The organism is Phreatobacter stygius (assembly GCF_005144885.1).
GTDB lineage: Bacteria > Pseudomonadota > Alphaproteobacteria > Rhizobiales > Phreatobacteraceae > Phreatobacter > Phreatobacter stygius.
This window is the reverse complement of sequence record NZ_CP039690.1, coordinates 1,347,786-1,365,713: the sequence shown is the minus strand read 5'-3', so window position 1 is coordinate 1,365,713 and position 17,928 is coordinate 1,347,786. Positions and strand designations below refer to the sequence as shown.

At 66.1% G+C, this 17,928-nt stretch carries 18 protein-coding genes; 4 read left to right on the top strand and 14 right to left on the bottom strand.

Features of this window, described 5'->3' with window-relative positions:
* Nucleotides 1–55: 55 nt before the first annotated feature.
* The gene (locus E8M01_RS06275; RefSeq protein ID WP_136959343.1) at nt 56–451 is read left to right on the top strand and encodes a hypothetical protein; all 396 of its coding nucleotides are present in this window, start codon (nt 56–58) and stop codon (nt 449–451) included.
* Nucleotides 452–476: 25 nt separating this feature from the next.
* On the opposite strand, the gene E8M01_RS06270 is transcribed toward E8M01_RS06275, so the two are convergent.
* The 6 genes from E8M01_RS06270 to E8M01_RS06245 form a co-directional block, all read right to left on the bottom strand.
* Entirely contained in the window at nt 477–1,484 is a 1,008-nt protein-coding gene (locus tag E8M01_RS06270; RefSeq protein WP_136959342.1) for a 4-hydroxyproline epimerase, read from the bottom strand.
* 80 nt (nt 1,485–1,564) lie between these two features.
* The gene (locus E8M01_RS06265; RefSeq protein WP_246088614.1) at nt 1,565–2,785 is read right to left on the bottom strand and encodes a GGDEF domain-containing protein; all 1,221 of its coding nucleotides are present in this window, start codon (nt 2,783–2,785) and stop codon (nt 1,565–1,567) included.
* Between the two features lie 141 nt (nt 2,786–2,926).
* Nucleotides 2,927–3,856: a dihydrodipicolinate synthase family protein gene (locus E8M01_RS06260; protein ID WP_136959340.1), complete on the bottom strand. Its 930-nt coding sequence runs from the start codon at nt 3,854–3,856 to the stop codon at nt 2,927–2,929.
* A 66-nt stretch (nt 3,857–3,922) separates the two neighbouring features.
* Nucleotides 3,923–4,915 (bottom strand): TRAP transporter substrate-binding protein, encoded by a 993-nt coding sequence (locus E8M01_RS06255; protein WP_136959339.1) that lies wholly within the window; start codon nt 4,913–4,915, stop codon nt 3,923–3,925.
* 34 nt (nt 4,916–4,949) lie between these two features.
* Entirely contained in the window at nt 4,950–6,215 is a 1,266-nt protein-coding gene (locus E8M01_RS06250; RefSeq protein WP_136959338.1) for a TRAP transporter large permease, read from the bottom strand.
* 2 nt (nt 6,216–6,217) lie between these two features.
* A complete protein-coding gene (locus tag E8M01_RS06245) occupies nt 6,218–6,841 on the bottom strand; it encodes a TRAP transporter small permease (protein WP_136959337.1) in 624 nt (207 codons plus the stop codon).
* A 218-nt stretch (nt 6,842–7,059) separates the two neighbouring features.
* Here E8M01_RS06245 and E8M01_RS06240 point away from each other — a divergent pair, with 218 nt between their 5' ends.
* Nucleotides 7,060–7,728, top strand: a complete 669-nt coding sequence (locus E8M01_RS06240; RefSeq protein WP_136959336.1) for a GntR family transcriptional regulator — start codon at nt 7,060–7,062, stop codon at nt 7,726–7,728.
* A 277-nt stretch (nt 7,729–8,005) separates the two neighbouring features.
* Nucleotides 8,006–9,379: a globin-coupled sensor protein gene (locus E8M01_RS06235; RefSeq protein ID WP_136959335.1), complete on the top strand. Its 1,374-nt coding sequence runs from the start codon at nt 8,006–8,008 to the stop codon at nt 9,377–9,379.
* Nucleotides 9,380–9,502: 123 nt separating this feature from the next.
* Here the strand turns inward: E8M01_RS06235 and E8M01_RS06230 are convergent, their stop codons facing one another.
* Nucleotides 9,503–10,000: a GNAT family N-acetyltransferase gene (locus E8M01_RS06230; protein ID WP_136959334.1), complete on the bottom strand. Its 498-nt coding sequence runs from the start codon at nt 9,998–10,000 to the stop codon at nt 9,503–9,505.
* Between the two features lie 27 nt (nt 10,001–10,027).
* Entirely contained in the window at nt 10,028–10,822 is a 795-nt protein-coding gene (locus E8M01_RS06225; protein WP_136959333.1) for an AraC family transcriptional regulator, read from the bottom strand.
* Between the two features lie 47 nt (nt 10,823–10,869).
* Between E8M01_RS06225 and E8M01_RS06220 the strand changes: the two genes are divergently transcribed.
* Complete coding sequence (locus E8M01_RS06220) at nt 10,870–12,048, top strand: MFS transporter (protein ID WP_136959332.1); 1,179 nt, start codon at nt 10,870–10,872, stop codon at nt 12,046–12,048.
* A 344-nt stretch (nt 12,049–12,392) separates the two neighbouring features.
* On the opposite strand, the gene E8M01_RS06215 is transcribed toward E8M01_RS06220, so the two are convergent.
* From E8M01_RS06215 to E8M01_RS06190, 6 genes are all read right to left on the bottom strand, one after another.
* Nucleotides 12,393–13,211 carry a MetQ/NlpA family ABC transporter substrate-binding protein gene (locus E8M01_RS06215; RefSeq protein ID WP_136959331.1) on the bottom strand — a complete coding sequence of 273 codons (819 nt, stop codon included), beginning with the start codon at nt 13,209–13,211 and terminating at the stop codon, nt 12,393–12,395.
* Between the two features lie 34 nt (nt 13,212–13,245).
* Nucleotides 13,246–13,911, bottom strand: a complete 666-nt coding sequence (locus tag E8M01_RS06210; protein WP_136959330.1) for a methionine ABC transporter permease — start codon at nt 13,909–13,911, stop codon at nt 13,246–13,248.
* Entirely contained in the window at nt 13,901–14,998 is a 1,098-nt protein-coding gene (locus E8M01_RS06205) for a methionine ABC transporter ATP-binding protein (protein WP_136959329.1), read from the bottom strand. Before E8M01_RS06205 ends, E8M01_RS06210 begins: the two co-directional genes overlap by 11 nt.
* Before the next feature lie 11 nt (nt 14,999–15,009).
* The gene (locus E8M01_RS06200; RefSeq protein WP_136959328.1) at nt 15,010–15,807 is read right to left on the bottom strand and encodes a MetQ/NlpA family ABC transporter substrate-binding protein; all 798 of its coding nucleotides are present in this window, start codon (nt 15,805–15,807) and stop codon (nt 15,010–15,012) included.
* A gap of 76 nt (nt 15,808–15,883) precedes the next feature.
* On the bottom strand, nt 15,884–16,075 hold the full coding sequence (locus E8M01_RS06195) for a hypothetical protein (protein ID WP_136959327.1): 192 nt from the start codon (nt 16,073–16,075) through the stop codon (nt 15,884–15,886).
* Between the two features lie 525 nt (nt 16,076–16,600).
* A complete protein-coding gene (locus E8M01_RS06190; protein WP_136959326.1) occupies nt 16,601–17,767 on the bottom strand; it encodes an alpha-hydroxy acid oxidase in 1,167 nt (388 codons plus the stop codon).
* Between the last annotated feature and the right edge of the window lie 161 nt (nt 17,768–17,928).

Below are 17,928 nucleotides of genomic sequence, written 5' to 3'. Positions count from 1 at the left end.
CGTGGATGCCGCTTCACGCCCAAGATGTCAGCGCCAATCCACCGGAGATCTCGTCATGGCCCTCTCGTCCCCGATTGCCCGCCGTACCCTGATGGCCGGCAGCCTCGCAGCCCTGATGTCGGGTCTCGCCGGCAGCGCGGCCTCGGCGGTCGGCACCGCTCCGGCCGCGAGCGGCATCACCCTGTTCAAGGTGATCGGGCCGCGCGACGAGATCTTCATCGGCGTGCCGGATGCCGAACTGGCAGGGCTTGGCGCCGGCGCCCAGGCCGAACTGATTTCCCGCAAGATCGCCGCCGAGGGGCAGGTGTCGCTCTGGCGCTATGCGGTGCAGCGCCGGGTCGACGGCGCATTGGTCATGGCGCCGATGGCCAAGGTCGGCGTCTTCGCCGCCGGCATCGTCCGCATCGAGCCGTTCACCTCGGTCTATCCGGTGGTCGCGCCGCAGCCTTGAACGGCGCGCCGACCGGCCGGCGACGTTACCGATCGGCGACTTGAAATCCGGCCCAATAGGGATCGCGATCGTCAATGGTGATCGTGCTGGTGCCGGTCACCCGCGCCCAGCCCTCGATCGAGGGAATGATCGCTTCGACATGGCCGACCCGGGTCTGGCCTTCGATCCGGCCGGTGAACTTCGAGCCGATGATCGATTCATGGATGAAATCGTCACCCGCGGCGAGCCGGCCGGTGGCGGCGAGCTGGGCCATGCGGGCCGACGTGCCGGTGCCGCAGGGCGAGCGGTCGATCGCCTTGTCGCCATAGAACACCGCGTTGCGGGCGGTGCCGCCGTGCATGGGCCGACCGGTCCACAGGACATGGGTGAGGTGATCGAGCGCCGGATTGGCCGGATGCACGATTCTGTGGCGCGCATTGAAGGCGCGACGCAGCGCCGGGCTGAACCGCAGCACGTCGGAGGGTTGCAGGTCCTCGAGATCGCGGTAGCCCGGCTGCGGCTCGACGATGGCGTAGAAATTGCCGCCATAAGCGACATCGACGACAAGCGTGCCGAGCCCCTCGACATCGACCTCGTAGCCGCGCCCGAGCAGGAACGAGGGCACATTGGTCAGCCGGACGCTGTCGACAAAGGGGCCGTTCTGGACGTAGCGCGCCTCGACCAGGCCGGCCGGCGTATCGAGCTTCAGGAGGCCCGGCGTCTTCGGCGTGACGAGGCCGTGCTCGATGATGGTGGTCACCGTGCCGATGGTGCCGTGGCCACACATGGGCAGGCAGCCGGAGGTTTCGATGAAGAGGATGCCGACGTCGCAATCCGCGCGCGTTGGCGGATAGAGGATCGAGCCCGACATCATGTCGTGGCCGCGCGGCTCGAACATCAGGCCGGTGCGGATCCAGTCGAACTCCCGGAGGAAATGCTGGCGCCGCTCGAACATGGTGTCGCCCGCAAGTTGCGGGATCGAGCCGCCGGTGACGACACGCACCGGATTGCCGCAGGTATGGCCGTCGATGCAGAAGAAGGTGGTGCGTGACATGGCTTGGCCTGCTTCACATTGCGCCGCCGGTATGCGGCGGCCCGCGCCGGCATGCAACCGGTGACGATCCATGGCACCGATCAGGCCGCCGAGCGGACGGCCAGGGCGGGGCCGGCGAGCCTATCACGGTCGCGCGGCGGCGCGTTCCGAAGCAGGTTTGCGGCGCCCGCATTGGCGGTTGCCAGGGCGCAGCGGCATTTGCCGAGCGACTTTGCGTCATAAAGGGCGGCATCGGCAGCGGCCAGCAGGGTCGCGACATCGCTGCCATGGTCGGGCGCGCAGGCTATGCCGACGCTGACGCCGACCAAGGCCTCGGCGCCGTCGCCGAGATCATAGCTGCCGGCGATCGCCTCGATCAGCCGTGCGCCGAAGCGGAGCGCCGTATCCGGATCGATCATGTCGGCCAGCACGACGAATTCGTCGCCGCCGAGCCGGGCGGTGACGTCGCCAATGCGCACCAGTCCGTCGAACCTGTCGGCGACCAGCTGCAGCACCCGGTCGCCGGCGGCGTGGCCATAGGTATCGTTGACCGTCTTGAAGCCGTCGAGGTCGAGGTAGAACAGGGCGAGGTGGCTGGGGGCATCGGCGCGGCCGGCCAGCCGGTCGCTCAACGCGCTGGTCAGGCCGGCGCGGTTGGACAGGCCGGTCAGCGCGTCATGGCGCGCGCGATGGGCGTTGTCCTGCTCGGCCTTCATGGTCGTCACCACCATCCGGTTCAGCCTGAAGGCCGCGGCGCTCATGCTGTAGAGATAGAAGGGGATCTGCAGGAACACGACCAGCAGCAGCGGCTCGCCGGTGAACAGGGTGCCGAGGCACAAAGGGCCGAGGCTCAGCACGATCATGGCGGCGGCCATGCGCGGCGCGCCGAAATTGCGGAAGCATATGCCGCCGACCATGGCGGCGGCGGAGAGGCAGGTGAGCGTCGCGATCACCCCGTCGCCGCAGGTCAGGCCGAGAAATGTGCCGAGGCCGACGCTGAAGCCCCAGCAGACGGCGAGCACGATCGAGATATCGGTCGGCGTCTTGCGTCCGGCGGCCGCGGCGCGCTGCGCAACGACCAGCACGACGAAACGGCTGATGCACAGGGCCACTTCGAAACAGAGCCAGGCGATGAACAGCGGCTGCGGCTGGCGGATGACCACCGCGGTCGCGACCAGGATGGTGTTGGCGACCCCGCCAAAGAAGATCGGCAAGGTGCCGAACAGGCTGGCGATCAGCGCGTGGCGGATATTGTCGGGAACATCCGCGCCCGGCTCCACCAACCAGCGCGTGACGCGCCAGGTCGGCAGGCTGAATGTCATGTCGGTCCTGTCCATCGAACACCCCTGTCCCCCAGGGCAAAGGAGCCGATCCCGCTCAACGGCAGGTTAAGCCCGGGGAAGCCTCTCCGCATTGTGCTTAACGCTCGGCAAATGCGGAGAAGGGCCAGGTGACGTGCCACGTCAGGCGGCGATCTTCAGGCCGACATCGGGGAGGGCGGGGCGAACCTTCAAGGCGGCGGCCATCATGGCCTCGACCTCGGCTTTCTCGTGCGGCAGCAGGGCCAGCCGCGGCGGGCGGGTGAGCCAGGTGCCGCGGCCCATGATGTGCTCGCAGAGCTTGATGCACTGGACGAGGTCCGGGCGGGCATCGAGATGCAGGAGCGGCATGAACCATTCGTAGAGCGGCATGGCTTCGGCGAAGCGGCCCTGCTTGGCGAGCCGGAACAGCGTCTCGCCCTCGCGCGGGAACGCGTTGGACATGCCGGAGACCCAGCCGGCGGCGCCCATGGCGACGCTCTCGACGATGACGTCGTCGAGACCGGCGAACAGCACGAAGCGATCGCCGACCTTGTTGCGGGTATCGATGAAGCGGCGGGTGTCGCCGGAGGAGTCCTTGAAGCAGACGACCGTCTCGACATCGGCGAGCGAGACGAGGATATCCGGCGTCACGTCGTTCTTATAGATCGGCGGGTTGTTGTAGAGCATGACCGGCAGGTCGGTGGCGCAGGCGACCGCGCGGAAATGCGCGGCGGTCTCGTGCGGCTTCGACGAATAGACCAGCGCCGGCATGACCATGATGCCGTCGATGCCGACACGGGACGCTTCCTTGGCGGTCTCGACCGCGAAGGCGGTGGTGAATTCGGCGATGCCGCAGAGAACCGGCACGCGGCCGGCGGCGACCGATTTCGCCGCTTCCATGATGGCGATCTTCTCCTTGCGCTCGAGCGAGGTGTTCTCGCCGACCGAACCACAGATGATCAGGCCCGAGACGCCGTCGCGGATCAGGCGGTCCATGACGCCGGCGGTGGCGTCGATGTCGAGCGACAGGTCGTCGCGGAACTGGGTGGTCACGGCCGGGAAGACGCCTTCCCAGGAAATGCGCGGGCTCATTGGTAATCTCCAAAGGGGAGGGGCGGGCACTCGGGCCGCGCCCCCCGGACAGGTGGTCGAATGGGCTCAGAGGCTGGCGCCGGCCTTGCGCAGGTCGGCGAGAACCGGCGCTTTCGGCAGCCAGATCTTGTCGAAGTCCTGGATGACAGCCTGGGCGTCGGCCACGTTCGCCGTGCGGATGGTGATGGGGGCCGCCCGGAACTGCTCGATCAGCTTCGGTTCGTTCAGCGCGAGCTCGTCGATCTGGGCGTCGAGCGCGGTCTTGACGGTCTTGGTGATCAGTTCGCGATCGCCGGCCGGCACGGTCTGCCAGACCCGGCCGGAGACCAGCGCGATCATCGGCATGAACACGGCATTCATCTGCAGGATGACCTTCGACACCTTGTCGAAGCGCTGGTTCCAGGAGAATTCGAGATCGGCCTCCAGGCCGTCGACCTGGCCGTTGGTCATGGCGTCGAACACGGCCGGCGTCGGGATCGGTGTCGGGGCGGCGCCGAGCGCCTGGTAGAAGTCGCGATAGACCGGTGTCGCGTTGATGCGCAGCTTCATGCCGCGGATATCGGCGAGGCTCGAAATGTCGCGCGCCGAGAAGATCGCGCGCATGCCGGTGATGCCCCAGGCAAGGCCGACCGTGCCGGTCTCGCGCGGCAGCACGTCGAACAGTTTCATCGCCACGGGATGGCGCACCAGCTTGGCGATCTTCGGCGTCGAATCGACGACATAGGGCGCGGTGATCGCGGCAATGGCCGGCACCCGCGAGCCGAGCTCGGCCGCCATGATCCAGCCCATGTCGAGGGCGCCGGACTGCATCTGCTGCAGCATGGCGGCCTCGTTGCCGAGCTGGCCGGAATGGAACACGGTCAGCGACAGGCGGCCATTGGTCTCGGCCTTCAGCATGTCGCCGACCTTGAGCGCGGCCTTGTTCCAGGGATGGCCGTTGGGCGTGAGGATGCCCAAGCGGAATTCACGCGCCTGGGCGAGCGCCAGCGAGGGCGCGGCGAGCGGCAGGACAACACCAGCGGCGGCGGCCGTGATGAGATGACGACGGGACAGGGTCATGGATCACTCCGTGGGTTTTGAGGGGCGGCTGCGGTTATTTCAGCAAGGCAAGCGACAGGAAGGGGTAGAGCGAGAGCAGGACGAGCAGGACGCAGGAGATGCCGAAGAACGGCAGGGTGACGAGGAACATCTTGCCGGGCTTGGCGCCGGTGACGGCGGCGGCGACGAAGAAGCAAAGGCCGACGGGGGGCGACAGCAGCCCGAGCACCAGGTTGACCACGACCACCACGCCGAACTGCCTGGGGTCGATGCCATAGACCTCGGTGGCGATGGGCAGCAGGATCGGCACGGTCATGATCAGGCCGGGAATGCCGTCGATGACGGTGCCGATCACCAGCAAGATCACATTGACCAGCAGCATGAAGCTGACCGGATCCTTGGCGACCGACTGGATCCAGGCGGCGGCCTCCTGCGGCACCTTGCCGAAGATCAGCACCCAGGAGAACACCGCGGCGGCGGCGACCAGGAACAACACGACGGCCGAATAGATGCCGGCGCGCAGCATCATTTCGGGCAGCCGCGAGAACGAGAATTCCTTGGTCCAGTAACGGCCGATCAGAGCCGCTGCAACGGTACCGACCGCCGCCGATTCGGTGGCATTGGCGAGGCCGCCGAGGATCGAGCCGACAATGACGATCGGGATCAGCAAGGTCGGGCAGGCGCCGAGGATGGTGCTGATCCGCTGGCGCACGGTCATCGGCTCGGCGCGCGGGTAATTGTAGACATAACCCATCAGCGCGATGACGACGCAGAACATCACGGTGAGGACCACGCCCGGCACGATGCCGGCGATCAGCATGTCGCTGACCGAGACCTGGGCCAGCACGCTGTAGACGACGAACATCACCGAGGGCGGGATGATCGGGCCGAGCATGCCGCCATAGGCCGTCAACCCCGCCGCGAAGGTCTTGTCGTAACCCTTCTTCTCCATCTCCGGGACCATGATCTGCGCCATGATCGCGACCTGGGCGGTCGCCGAGCCCAGGATCGAGGAGACGAACATGTTGGCGAGAATGTTGACATAGGCGAGCCCGCCGCGGAGCTGGCCGACAAAGGCCATGGCCATGTCGACGATACGCCGGGTGATGCCGCCACCATTCATGATCTCGCCGATCAGGATGAACAGCGGAATGGCGATCAGGCCGTAGCTGTCGACGCCGCCGAAGAGCTGCAGCGGGAAACTCTGGAACAGGAGCGGATTGCCCGAGGCCATGATGTAGACCATGCCGGCGATGCACAGGCAGAGCCCGATCGGCACGCCGACCAGCATGATGATCATGAAGGCGGTGGTGGTGATCATCGTCAGTTCACCGCATCGATGTCGGAGAGCCTGAAGCCGGGCAGCGCGGCCTTCGGCACGAGCTCCAGGTCCTCCAGGATGTTGGCGGCGCCGTGGATGGTCATCGACACGGCGAAGATCGGCAGGATCAGGTAGAGCACCCAGGTCGGCCAGTTCAGCGTCTGGGTCCGCTCGGTGTAGAGGAAGTTGAAGCTGTCGCCGGCGAATTCGCGGGCGTCGAAACCGGCCCGCGCGATGCCGACCGGGTCCATCCACAGCCAGCACATGGCGGCGAGCGCCAGGCCGAAGGCGACGACGGCGCCGGTTGATATGACCTTGGCGATCTTCATCGGCCCTGGCGGCAGCCGCTCGGTCAGCATGGTCACCGAGAAATCGAGACGCAGGCGGGTCATCGCCGAGGCGCCGATGAAGGTCAGCCAGACCACCGAATAGACCGCCGACTCGTCGATCCAATAGATCGGAAAGCCGGTGTAGCGCGTCACCACATTGACCAGGATCAAGCCGGTCAAAAGGAACATCAGGCCCATGATCGCCAGGCGCTCGACGGCAAGCAGCCGGTTGGACGCGCCGGTTATCACCCGATAGGGCGCGATGACGGGGGCTGATGTGATCGCTTGGTCGATCATCGTTGCGCTCTGGGGCTCGAGAGTGCGTTTTGCTCTGGAATTTTCAGATCGTAGATTTTATACAATCTTCGAGTCAAGCACCGCGAAAGCATTTTTCAGAAGCCCTGCGCCATGCCGCCCCAGACCCCGCAGAAGCGCTTTAACCTCTTGTTCTGTCGCATTTTCTTCTCGCGCCGCGATGCTTGTGTCCTGGCAAAATGCTGTAAGGTGGGTCTCGCATGAACGTTCCGCTGAAACACAAGACCCTGTCGGCCGCGATCGCCGATCAGCTGCGCCAGGCCATTCTCGACGGCTCTCACGTGGCCGGAGCACAGCTGCGCCAGGACGCGCTGGCGGTGACCTATGGGGTCAGCCGCATCCCGGTGCGTGAAGCGCTGTTCCAGCTGGAGGCCGAGGGTCTGGTCCGGATCGCGCCGCACAAGGGGGCGATCGTCTCGGAACTGTCGCTCGACGAGATCAACGATGTGTTCGAGCTCCGCGGCATCCTCGAGCCGCGCATGCTGGCGCAATCGGCACCGCTGTTCGAGGCGGAGGATTTCGTCCGGCTCGACGAGATCCAGGGCCAGTTCGTCGGCGCGATCGCCGCCCATGACGTCAGCCGCTGGGGCGTTCTCAATGCCGACTTTCACATGGCGCTTTATGCCCGGGCCAAACAGCCGCGGACGCAAGCGATCGTCGTGTCGCTGCTACAGACCAGCGACCGCTATACCCGGGTGCAGCTCAGCCGCACCGAAGCGATGGGAACCGCGGAGAAGGAGCATGGCGAGCTGATCGCGCTCTGCCGCGCGGGTCAGGTCGAGGCGGCCTGCGATTTTCTCAAGGGCCATATCGCGGCGGTCCATGCCGACCTCTTGCGTGTGCTCGGACGCGCGCCGTCGCTGCGTTGACGGCCGGTCGTTGTCGCTGGCGTCAGGTGCAGGAAGACCGCCCCTCGGGCGATGGCATGAGAAACCGGCGAGGTCGATAGGAATAGAGCCGCTTCCGCGTGATGATTTGGCATCGAATTGCTGTTGCTTCTTGCGCATGATCCTCTCTCCTTTAAGTGATTTATCCGTATTTGAATTGTTATTTGCCGTTTCCAAGTATATTTAGGTATAAATGATCCGTTAAGCATTTCTGGGCAGTTATCCGTCATCGCATTTCGTTGCATGGGACGGCTGCTTCATGACCAAGGACCGGGATCTCTCCACGCGGCTGGCCTTCGCTCGGATCGACCAGGGCACCGCGGCGGATCTCAAGCCGTTGTGGGCCATGATCGCACCGGCGCTCGGCGGCATCCTGAAGCGCTTCTATGCCCATCTGCAGGTCGAGCCGCAGATGGCGGCGCTGATCGGCAGCCGGCAGGGTGCGTTGGAAAGTGCCCAGGTCCGGCATTGGGAACGATTGTTCAGCGGCAAGTTCGGCTCCGACTATGCCGAGAGCATCGATCGCATCGGCCGCGCGCATCACCACATCGGACTGGAGCCGCGCTGGTATATCGGCGGCTATCAATTCATGCTGTCGGAACTCGCTCGCCTCGTGCTGGCGAAGCACAGGTTCGCGTCCACCAAGGCGGCGCGGCTGATCGAGAGCCTGAACAAGGTGGTGCTGTTCGACCTCGACCTCGCCATCTCGACCTATCAGCAGATCCTGCTGGAAGAGCGGGCGGCCCGGAACCAGCAGGTGAACGCCGCCGTCGAGACCTTCCGGCTGGCGACCGAGGGCGTATTGCAGATCGTCGACGGCAGCGCCCGGCAAATGCAGGCGACATCGCGTTCACTGACCGCGATCGCGGCAAGTGCTTCCGACGAAGCGGTGTCGGCGGCGGCGGCTTCGGAGGAAACATCGGTCAACGTCCAGACGGTCGCTTCGGCGGCCGAGGAACTGACCCATTCGATCCAGGAGATTTCGCGTCAGGTCGGCAATGCGACGACCGTGGTGCGCAGCGCGACGGGCATGACGGAAGCCTCGTCGGCCGACGTGATGCGGCTCTCCGACGCTGCCCAGAAAATCGGCGACGTGGTTGGCCTGATCCAGGCGATCGCCTCGCAGACCAACCTCCTGGCGCTCAACGCGACGATCGAGGCGGCGCGGGCCGGCGAGGCCGGGCGCGGATTCGCCGTCGTCGCGCAGGAGGTCAAGCAGCTCGCGGCCCAGACCTCCAAGGCGACCGACGAGATCGCGCAGCAGATCGCCGGTATCCAGGCGTCGACCGCCAGCGCCGTCGGCACCATCCGCGACGTGGCGCGCACCATGGCCGAAATTCACGCGGTGACCAGTTCGATTGCCGGAGCGATCGAGGAGCAGGATGCGGCCACCCGCGAGATCGCGGCCAGCGCCCAGATGGCGGCGCAGACCACCCGCACATTGTCGTCCAACGTGTCGCAGGTGAATGCCGGCATCGACCAGACCAAGGATGTGGCAAGCGAGGTGTTCACCACATCCAGCGATCTCGGCGAACAATCATCGAGGCTTGCCGAAGAGGTGCGCCATTTCCTGCACGCGCTGACCGGCGAGCCCGAGGCCGCAGCGGCGCCGGGTGGGCGGCGGGCGGCCTGACGCACGCTCGCCTGGGGCCGCTCTCCTTGCGCACCCGGGCGAGCATGCGCCAGGCACCGAAGACATTGGTCTTATCCGGGACGTATGAATCCGCTGGCCTTGCGCGCCGCGGCGCGTGATCGCTCAGGTCGGAGCGGTCATGTGCTGCGCGATCGCCTTCTGCATGCGGTGGTTGGTCAGGAGCTGGCCGCGCAATGCAACCTCCTGTGTCGCGACAAGCTGGAACCCCCGGCTTTCAAAGAATGGACGGGCGGTGATGCTGACTTCGGCCCGGATCCAGGGGATCCTCCGTGTGCCGGCCGTCGCCTCGACGGTTGCAAGCAGGAGGGAGGCAATGCCCATCCTCTGATAAGCGGGATGAACGAACATCATGTCCAGATGGCCGTCCGGCTCGAGATCGGCGAAACCGACAACCACCTGGCCGACAACCGCGACAAAGGTTGTTCGGCTCAGCCGCCTTTGGCCCCATGCCGCTCGATCGACCTGCGCCCAGGCATCGATCTGCGCCGGATCATAGTCCTTCGAGGCGACCTGCCTGATGGCGCCGAGAAAGATCGCGATGACGGCGTCGAGGTCGCTCGCCCGATAGGGCCGCACGGCGAAATCGATGGGCGCAGGCATGGTGGGAGTGCTCCTTGCCGGATCGAGCTACGGCCTCGGTTCGAAAAAGCCGCCGGGGGTCTTGCCGGTGACGCTCCTGAAGGCGGCGCCGAAAGCCGCCGAGGATGAAAAGCCCAGGCTGCGCGCAGCCTCTTTCACGCTCACCCCGCGGCCGAGAACCTGGATCGCCGCCATGATGCGGGCGCGCTGCCGCCAGGCCTTGAAGGTCAGCGCCGTCTCGGCCGGAAACAGCCGCGAGGCGGTGCGCACCGAGGTGCCGGCACGGGCGGCGAGATCGGCCAGATCGGCAGCGCCGGCGGGATCGGCGACGACACTTTCGGCAAGCCGGATCATGGCCGGACTTTTTGGCATCGGCACGAAGGTCGGCGCGGCCTCGGCGCGTGCCACTTCGTCGAGCAGCAGGGCGGTGACGGCCCGCCGCCGCCCGGGCGCGAGCGGCTGGTCGAACTGGGCCAGGATCAGGGCGCGCAGCAGGCCCGAGACGGCAATCACCCGGTCTTGCCCGGGCGCTGCGGCCACCCAGCCGTCATGCGCGGCGCCCGCCGCCACATAGGTCGAGCGCATCTCGACATCGGAGAGCATGTCGATGGCGTGGGCGAAACGGGCCGGCACCCATACGGCGCGCTCGGGTGGAACCAGCCAGCGGCCGGTTGGCGTGGTGACCTGCATGGTGCCTGACACCGCGAAGATCAGCTGGGCCGTCTCATGCCGGTGCAGGGCGAGATGGGTGCCCTGCGGGTAGCGCCGGGCCAGCACGCCGATGCCAGCCTCGAACGCAGTATCTGGCGTCTTATCGACAGGAGTTGGCGTTACATCCTTCATAAGCCATCCTAGGCTGGCGCCACTGATCCTGCCAATGGACGTGCCTGATGAACCGCCCGACCACCGTCATCGCCTATATCAATATTGCCCATGCGCTCGACCATCTGATGATGCTGATCTTCGCCACGGCCGTGCTGACCATGGCGACCGAATTCGGCGTGCCCTTCGGCGACCTGCTGCCTTTGTCGCTCGGCGGCTTCATCGCCTTCGGCGCCTTGTCGCTGCCGGCCGGCTGGCTTGGCGACCGGTGGAGCCGGCGCAACATGCTGGTGATCTTTTTCATTGGCGGCGGGCTGGCGGTCGCGGCGACCGGTCTTGCCCGCAATGCCACTGAGCTTGCGATCGGGCTCACCGCCATTGGCGCCTTCGGCGCGATCTATCACCCGGTCGGCACCGCCATGCTGGTGTCGCATGCGCAAAGGCTCGGCCGCGACATCGGCATCAACGGCGTCTGGGGCAATCTGGGCGTCGCGCTGTCGGCGCTGATCACCGGGGCGCTGACCCAATGGTTCGGCTGGCGGGCCGCCTTCTTCATCCCAGGGGCCGTCAGCATTCTCGTCGGTGTCGCCTTCATGGCCAATGTCCGGGACGAGAAGCGGCTCGGCTCGAAGGCCGGCGGCCAGGCGCGCATCGGCCGCGACGAGATGATGCGGGTCTTCGTCATCCTGCTGTTCGTCGCCTTTTCGCTCGGCATCACCTTCAATGCCGTGACGGTGGCGCTGCCCAAGCTGATCCAGGAACGCATCACCCTGTTCGGCTCGGCGCCGGCGGTGATCGGCACGATCGGCTTCCTGGTCTATCTCTGCGGCGCGATCTCGCAATATACCGTCGGCCATCTGATCGACCGCTATCCGCTGCGCAGCCTGTTCATCCCGATCGGTTTCGCGCTGACGCCGTTCCTGCTGCTCGCCTCGGTCGCCCAGGACTGGACCATGCTGATCGCGGCGACCGGGGTGGTCACCATCATGTACAGCCAGGTGACGCTGAACGACGCGATGACCGGCAAATATACCAGCGACGAGTGGCGGGCCCGCGCCTTTGCGGCGCGCTACACCATGACCTTCGGGGTTGGCGCCGGCGCGGTCTGGCTGGTCGCCTGGCTGCATCGTTCCGGCGGCTTCACCCTGACCTTCCAGGTGCTCGCCGGCCTGTGCGTGCTGATCGCGCTGGCCGCCCTGACCTTCCCGCGCGACCGCGAAGAAACGGCCGCCATGCCGGCGGAATGAAAAAGGGCCGGCATCGCTGCCGGCCCCTTATCCTGGGCACAAACGTTTTGAATTGTAGCAGCGGAACGGAATGCACCTGAACCACCGCCCCCACCTCGCCCCGGCGGGGAGAGGTCGACCGGAGCGCAGCGCAGGTCGGGAGAGGGGGCGAGGAGCGAGACGAGAAGCCACCGTGCGACGAGGGCAAGGCGGATTCTAAAGTCTCAATTCCCGCTCTCCCGGCCTTCGGCCGACCTCCCCCCGCCGGGGGGAGGTTTAGGGGGTGTCCTCGCGACGACCTCGGCATTCATGAGAGATGTGAATGCCGCCGCCGTGAGCCTCTTCGTCGGCCCGGCTGCCGGCCCTTACCAGGAGGCGATCACGGAACCCTGGAAGGTCTTGTCGATGAAGGCCTTGACCTCCGCCGACTGGTAGCTCTCGACAAGCGGCTTGACCCAGGGTTTGTCCTTGTCGATGGCGCGCACCGCGATCAGGTTGACGTAAGGCCCCTTCGGGTCCTCGCGCAGCAGCGCGTCACGGGTCGGATTGAGGCCGGCGGGGATGGCGAAATTGGTATTGACCGCGGCGGCCGCGACGTCGTCGAGCGAGCGTGGCGTCTGGGCCGCCTCGATCTCCAGGAAGCGGAACTTCCTGGTGTTCTCGATGATGTCGACGACGGTCGGGCTATAGCCGACGCCGGGCTTCAGCTTGATCAGTCCCTTGTCCTGGAACAGGAGCAGCGTGCGGCCGCCATTGGTCGGGTCGTTCGGGATGGCGATCTGCGCGCCGTCCGGAACCTCGGCCCAGGTCTTGTACTTCTTGGAATAGACGCCGAGCGGGAAATTGACGGTCAGACCGACGCTGACCAGATCGTATTTCCGGTCGGCGTTCTGCTGATCCAGGAACGGCTTGTGCTGATAGGAATTGGCATCGAGCTCGCCGGCGGCAAGTGCCGCGTTCGGGATGATGTAGTCGGAGAACTCGGTGATCTTGAGGTCGAGGCCGCGCCTGGCGGCGACCGGCTTCACGGCTTCCAGGATCTGCGAATGCGGGCCGCCGGTGCCGCCGATGCGGATGGTGGTGGGCGCCTGCGCCCGGACGAGGCCGGGAGCGGCGAGGGTCGCGAGGGTGGCGGTGCCGGCGCCGAGCAAGGTGCGGCGGTCGAAGTTGAAGCGATCGGACATGGGTGTCTCCAGGTTCAAGATTTGAGGGCGCCGCTCAGGCGCGGCGGATGCGCTTGTTGACCTTGCGGGCAATGGCTTCGCCAATGGTCTGGACCGCCTGGACCAGCACGATCAGAACCACCACCACGGCCGCCATGACGTCGGGCATGAAGCGCTGGTAGCCGAAGCGGATGCCGAGATCGCCGAGGCCGCCGGCGCCGACCGCGCCGACCATGGCGGAGTAGCCGATGAGGCTGACCACGGTCAGCGTCAGGCCGAGCGCGATGGCCGGCAGGGCTTCGGGCAGCAGCACCTTGAGAACGATCTGCAGCGAGGTCGCGCCCATGGCCTTGGAGGCCTCGACCAGGCCCTGGTCGACCTCGCGGATCGCCGCCTCGATGATCCGCGCGATGAACGGGGTGGCGGCGACCGTCAGCGGCACGATCGCCGCGGTGGTGCCGATCGAGGTGCCGGCGATCAGCCGGGTGAACGGGATGATCGCCACCACCAGGATGATGAAGGGCGTCGAGCGGGTGGCGTTGACGACGATGCCGAGCACGCGGTTGGCCGAGACGAATTCGAACAGCTCACCCTTGCCGCTGGTGGCCAGGAACAGGCCGAGCGGCAGGCCGAGCAAAGTGCCGATGACCGCGGCGGCAGCGACCATGTAGAGCGTCTGGCCGGTGGCCGCGACGATCAGGTTGATGATTTCAGGCGACATAACCGAGCACCTCCGCCTTGAGCCCGTGAGCATGGATCAGACCGGTGACGGCGCCGACCGTTTCCTGGTTTGCCGGGATGGTCACCAGGAGGTTGCCGAACGGCCGTTGGCCGATCTCGTCGACCTGGCCGGACAGCACGTTGACGTCGATGTCGAGCGAGCGCGACAGCCGCGACAGGATCGGTGCCGTGGCGTTCTCGCCGGTAAAGACGATGCGCAGCACTGCGTGGCGGGCGCCATCCCGGCTGGCGGTCAGCCGCTCGGTGATGTCGCGCGGCAGTTCGCCGCCGGTGACGGAGGAGACGAAGGTCCGGGTCGTGTCGGTCCGGGGGCCGGCGAAGACCTGATAGACCGGGCCTTCTTCGATGATGCGGCCGGCCTCGATCACCGCGACCTGGTCGCAGATCTCCTTGATCACCTGCATCTCATGGGTGATCAGCACGATGGTCACGCCGGTCAGTTCGTTGACCCGGCGCAGCAGCGCGAGGATCGACCGGGTGGTTTCCGGGTCGAGCGCCGAGGTCGCCTCGTCCGACAGGAGTACTTTCGGTTCGGTGGCGAGCGCCCGGGCGATGCCGACCCGCTGCTTCTGGCCGCCCGACAGTTCGGCTGGATAGCGGCCGCGCTTGTCGGCGAGGCCGACGAGCTCGATCAGATTGTCGACGCGGGCCTTGATGGTCGCCTTCGGCGTGCCGGCAAGCTCGAGCGGCAGCGCGATGTTGTCGAACACGGTGCGCGAGGACAGCAGATTGAAGTGCTGGAAGATCATGCCGATGCGCCGGCGCAGGGTGCGCAGGTCGGTCGCGTCGAGCGCCGCGACATCGACATTGTCGACGAAGACCGAACCGGAGCTCGGCCGCTCCAGGCCGTTGATGACCCGGAGCAAGGTCGACTTGCCGGCGCCGGACCGGCCGATAATGCCGGCGATCGAGCCTGGCGCGACCGACAGCGTCACGGCGTCGAGCGCGGTGACGGCGGGATCGCCGTTGCGTGCGGAATAGACCTTGGAGACGGCCTCGAAGCGAATGGCCGGCTCGGCGGCCGCGGCGACGGCGACCGGATCCTTGAACTGGGTGACGGCGTTCATCTCGGCGGCCCTCACCAGGTCGGCAGGATCGTGCCGGCGAATTTCGCCTGCACGAATGCCTTCACCTGCGCCGAGCGATAGAGCGCGATGTAGCGCTGGATGCGCGGGTCGTCCTTGCGATCTTCGCGGGCGGCGAAGACCAGGGTCCACTGGCTGTCGACGCCTTCGAGCTTCAGCGCCGTCTTCTGGTCGAGCCCGGCCAGGAAGGCATAGTTGTTGGTGACGAAGGCCGCCGCGACGTCGGCGAGCGAACGGGCGAGCTGCGCCGCGTCGAGTTCGACAAAGGTGATCTTGCGCGGGTTCTCGACGACATCCAGCACGCTGGCCTGGGCGCCGGCGCCGGGCTTCAGCGTGATCAGGCCGACCTCCTGGAACAGGAACAGCGCGCGGGCGGCATTTGACGGGTCGTTCGGAATGGCGATGCGGGCGCCGTTCGGGATGGCGGCGATGGAGGGGAACTTGGACGAATAGATGCCGGCGGGAACGACGATCGAGGGATCGAGCGCCACGATCTTGTAGCCGCGCGCCTTGATCTGTGCGTCGAGATAAGGCCGGTGCTGGAAATTGTTGAGATCGATATCGCCGGCCTGCAGCGCGGCATTCGGCAGGTTCCAGTCGGTGAATTCGATGATCTCGACCTTCAGGCCTTCGGCTTCGGCAAGCTTGGCCGCTTCGCGCAGGATGTCGCCGTAAGGCCCGGCCGAGACGCCGACCCGCAGCACTTGGGACCCTTGTGCGGCAAGCCCGGTGCCGGCAGCGGCGCTCAACGCGGTCGCGGCGGCGGACAGGAGGAATGTTCTGCGTTTCATGATGCAATGTCTTCGTTCGAAAGGCGACGCTGCTGCGGCCGAAGCCGCAGATGTCGCTGGGGTGAGCCAAGGTCGATCAGGCGGCGCGCCGCCGGGTGGCCGCGATCAGGTCGCGGGCGGCGCGCTCGATGCCGTGGATCGAACGAAACACCTGATGGTCGAGCGACTGGACCGATCGGGCGGAGGCGAAGAAGCGCAAGCCGCCGCGGGTCCGCTGACCAAGGCCAATGGGTTCGTCGTCGAGTTCGATGATGATGGTGTCGGACATGAAAAAATCTGCCACCGGGCGTCGCCGGTGCCTCTTGGAGGGGAGATCGAGGGAGGGGTGATCAGACGCTTAAGAGCGTCGACACGAGCCCATCACCGACGACATCCGGTGGCAGTGTCCAGTCTGGGAGGAAGCGCCCGAAGGCCAAGTCCCGAAACTCATCGCAAACTCTCCAAAACGGGAGCCCACGAATTCGCTTCGTGGCGCTTTAGCCCTTGGTGACGCGGTGCAAGCTGCTCCATCAAATCCCGCGACCGTCCAACGTCAGGCGCTGGGCAGTGAGTTCAAAATGATAGCGCTCGGTCGTTATGTCAACCGAATTGTTCTTTTAAAAGAATGCGCGAATTGGAAATTTATTGTCGTGAATGGCTGCCGGGAGAACGCAATCATATCCAGCCATGGCTCGCAGGGCGCCGTGGCGACAAGATCTTCCTCTTTGTCCGGAAACGCAGCACGCCGCGAGCGGCATGGCGGCGGGACCCTGGCACAAGGCCCGGTGTCTCGCCCGCGACGGCTGCGGACGGATCAGACGGCCATGTTGGAGCTGGCGCCCGGCGTGACCAGGATGTTGCGGTCGACCGTCTTGACGTCGCGCAGCCCGCACAACGCCATGGTGGTGTCGAGCTCCTTGCGGATGATGTCGAGGCACAGAGTGACGCCTTGTTCGCCCATAGCGCCGAGCCCATAGAGGAAGGCGCGGCCAATGAAGACGCCCTTGGCGCCGAGCGCCAGCGCCTTGATGACGTCCTGGCCCGAACGGATGCCGCCATCCATCAGCACTTCGATCCGATCGCCGACGGTCTGGACGATCGCCGGCAGGGCAGCGATCGACGACAGGGCACCGTCGAGCTGCCGACCGCCGTGGTTGGAGACAACCAGGGCGTCGGCGCCGCTCCGGGCCGCCATTTCCGCGTCCTCCGGATCGAGAATGCCTTTCAGGATCAGCTTGCCGCCCCAGCGGTCCTTGATCCACTTGACGTCGTCCCAGCTCAGCGTCGGGTCGAACTGTTCGGCGGTCCAGGCCGACAGCGAGCTCATGTCCTCGACGCCCTTGGCGTGACCGGCAATGTTGCGGAAGGTGCGGCGCTTGGTGCCGAGCATGCCGAGGCACCAGCGCGGCTTGGTGGCGAGATTGATCAGATTGGCAAGCGTCGGCTTGGGCGGGGCGCTCAACCCGTTCCGGATGTCCTTGTGGCGCTGGCCAAGGATCTGCAGGTCCAGGGTGAGCACCAGCGCCGAGCATTGCGCCGCCTTGGCGCGGTCGATCAGCCGGTTGATGAAGTCGCGGTCGCGCATGACGTAGAGCTGGAACCAGAACGGGCTGGAGGTGTTCTCGGCGACATCCTCGATCGAGCAGATGCTCATGGTCGACAGAGTGAAGGGAATGCCGGCCTTCTCGGCGGCGCGGGCGGCAAGGATCTCGCCATCGGCATGCTGCATGCCGGTCAGTCCCGTCGGGGCGATCGCCACGGGCATGGCGACCTTCTGGCCCACCATGGTGCTCTCGAGCGTCCGGTTGCTCATGTCGACGGCGACCCGCTGGCGCAGCTTGATGCGGCCGAAATCAGCCTCGTTGGCGCGATAGGTGCTCTCCGTCCAGGCGCCCGAGTCGGCATAGTCGTAGAACATCCGCGGCACCCGCCGCTTGGCGATCAGGCGCAGGTCTTCGATGCAGGTGATGGTCCGGGACATTGATGTCTTCTTTCAACAGCACTGTTGCCTTCGGCGCTTCGGGTGCGCGGCCGATCTGTAGCACAGCCTGATAGAGCCGAGCGACAGGCCGCCGAGCGGCCCGCCCATGCCGCAAACGCCGGCGCGGCCGCAGTCGAGCGGCACCGGCCGTGACGCGCGAT

Excerpts from the sequence above, each read along its gene's own strand:
- E8M01_RS06275 (WP_136959343.1), top strand. The coding sequence starts at position 56 with ATGGCCCTCTCGTCCCCGATTGCCCGCCGTACCCTGATGGCCGGCAGC.
- E8M01_RS06270 (WP_136959342.1), bottom strand. The coding sequence starts at position 1,484 with ATGTCACGCACCACCTTCTTCTGCATCGACGGCCATACCTGCGGCAAT.
- E8M01_RS06265 (WP_246088614.1), bottom strand. The coding sequence starts at position 2,785 with ATGACATTCAGCCTGCCGACCTGGCGCGTCACGCGCTGGTTGGTGGAG.
- E8M01_RS06260 (WP_136959340.1), bottom strand. The coding sequence starts at position 3,856 with ATGAGCCCGCGCATTTCCTGGGAAGGCGTCTTCCCGGCCGTGACCACC.
- E8M01_RS06255 (WP_136959339.1), bottom strand. The coding sequence starts at position 4,915 with ATGACCCTGTCCCGTCGTCATCTCATCACGGCCGCCGCCGCTGGTGTT.
- E8M01_RS06250 (WP_136959338.1), bottom strand. The coding sequence starts at position 6,215 with ATGATCACCACCACCGCCTTCATGATCATCATGCTGGTCGGCGTGCCG.
- E8M01_RS06245 (WP_136959337.1), bottom strand. The coding sequence starts at position 6,841 with ATGATCGACCAAGCGATCACATCAGCCCCCGTCATCGCGCCCTATCGG.
- E8M01_RS06240 (WP_136959336.1), top strand. The coding sequence starts at position 7,060 with ATGAACGTTCCGCTGAAACACAAGACCCTGTCGGCCGCGATCGCCGAT.
- E8M01_RS06235 (WP_136959335.1), top strand. The coding sequence starts at position 8,006 with ATGACCAAGGACCGGGATCTCTCCACGCGGCTGGCCTTCGCTCGGATC.
- E8M01_RS06230 (WP_136959334.1), bottom strand. The coding sequence starts at position 10,000 with ATGCCTGCGCCCATCGATTTCGCCGTGCGGCCCTATCGGGCGAGCGAC.
- E8M01_RS06225 (WP_136959333.1), bottom strand. The coding sequence starts at position 10,822 with ATGAAGGATGTAACGCCAACTCCTGTCGATAAGACGCCAGATACTGCG.
- E8M01_RS06220 (WP_136959332.1), top strand. The coding sequence starts at position 10,870 with ATGAACCGCCCGACCACCGTCATCGCCTATATCAATATTGCCCATGCG.
- E8M01_RS06215 (WP_136959331.1), bottom strand. The coding sequence starts at position 13,211 with ATGTCCGATCGCTTCAACTTCGACCGCCGCACCTTGCTCGGCGCCGGC.
- E8M01_RS06210 (WP_136959330.1), bottom strand. The coding sequence starts at position 13,911 with ATGTCGCCTGAAATCATCAACCTGATCGTCGCGGCCACCGGCCAGACG.
- E8M01_RS06205 (WP_136959329.1), bottom strand. The coding sequence starts at position 14,998 with ATGAACGCCGTCACCCAGTTCAAGGATCCGGTCGCCGTCGCCGCGGCC.
- E8M01_RS06200 (WP_136959328.1), bottom strand. The coding sequence starts at position 15,807 with ATGAAACGCAGAACATTCCTCCTGTCCGCCGCCGCGACCGCGTTGAGC.
- E8M01_RS06195 (WP_136959327.1), bottom strand. The coding sequence starts at position 16,075 with ATGTCCGACACCATCATCATCGAACTCGACGACGAACCCATTGGCCTT.
- E8M01_RS06190 (WP_136959326.1), bottom strand. The coding sequence starts at position 17,767 with ATGTCCCGGACCATCACCTGCATCGAAGACCTGCGCCTGATCGCCAAG.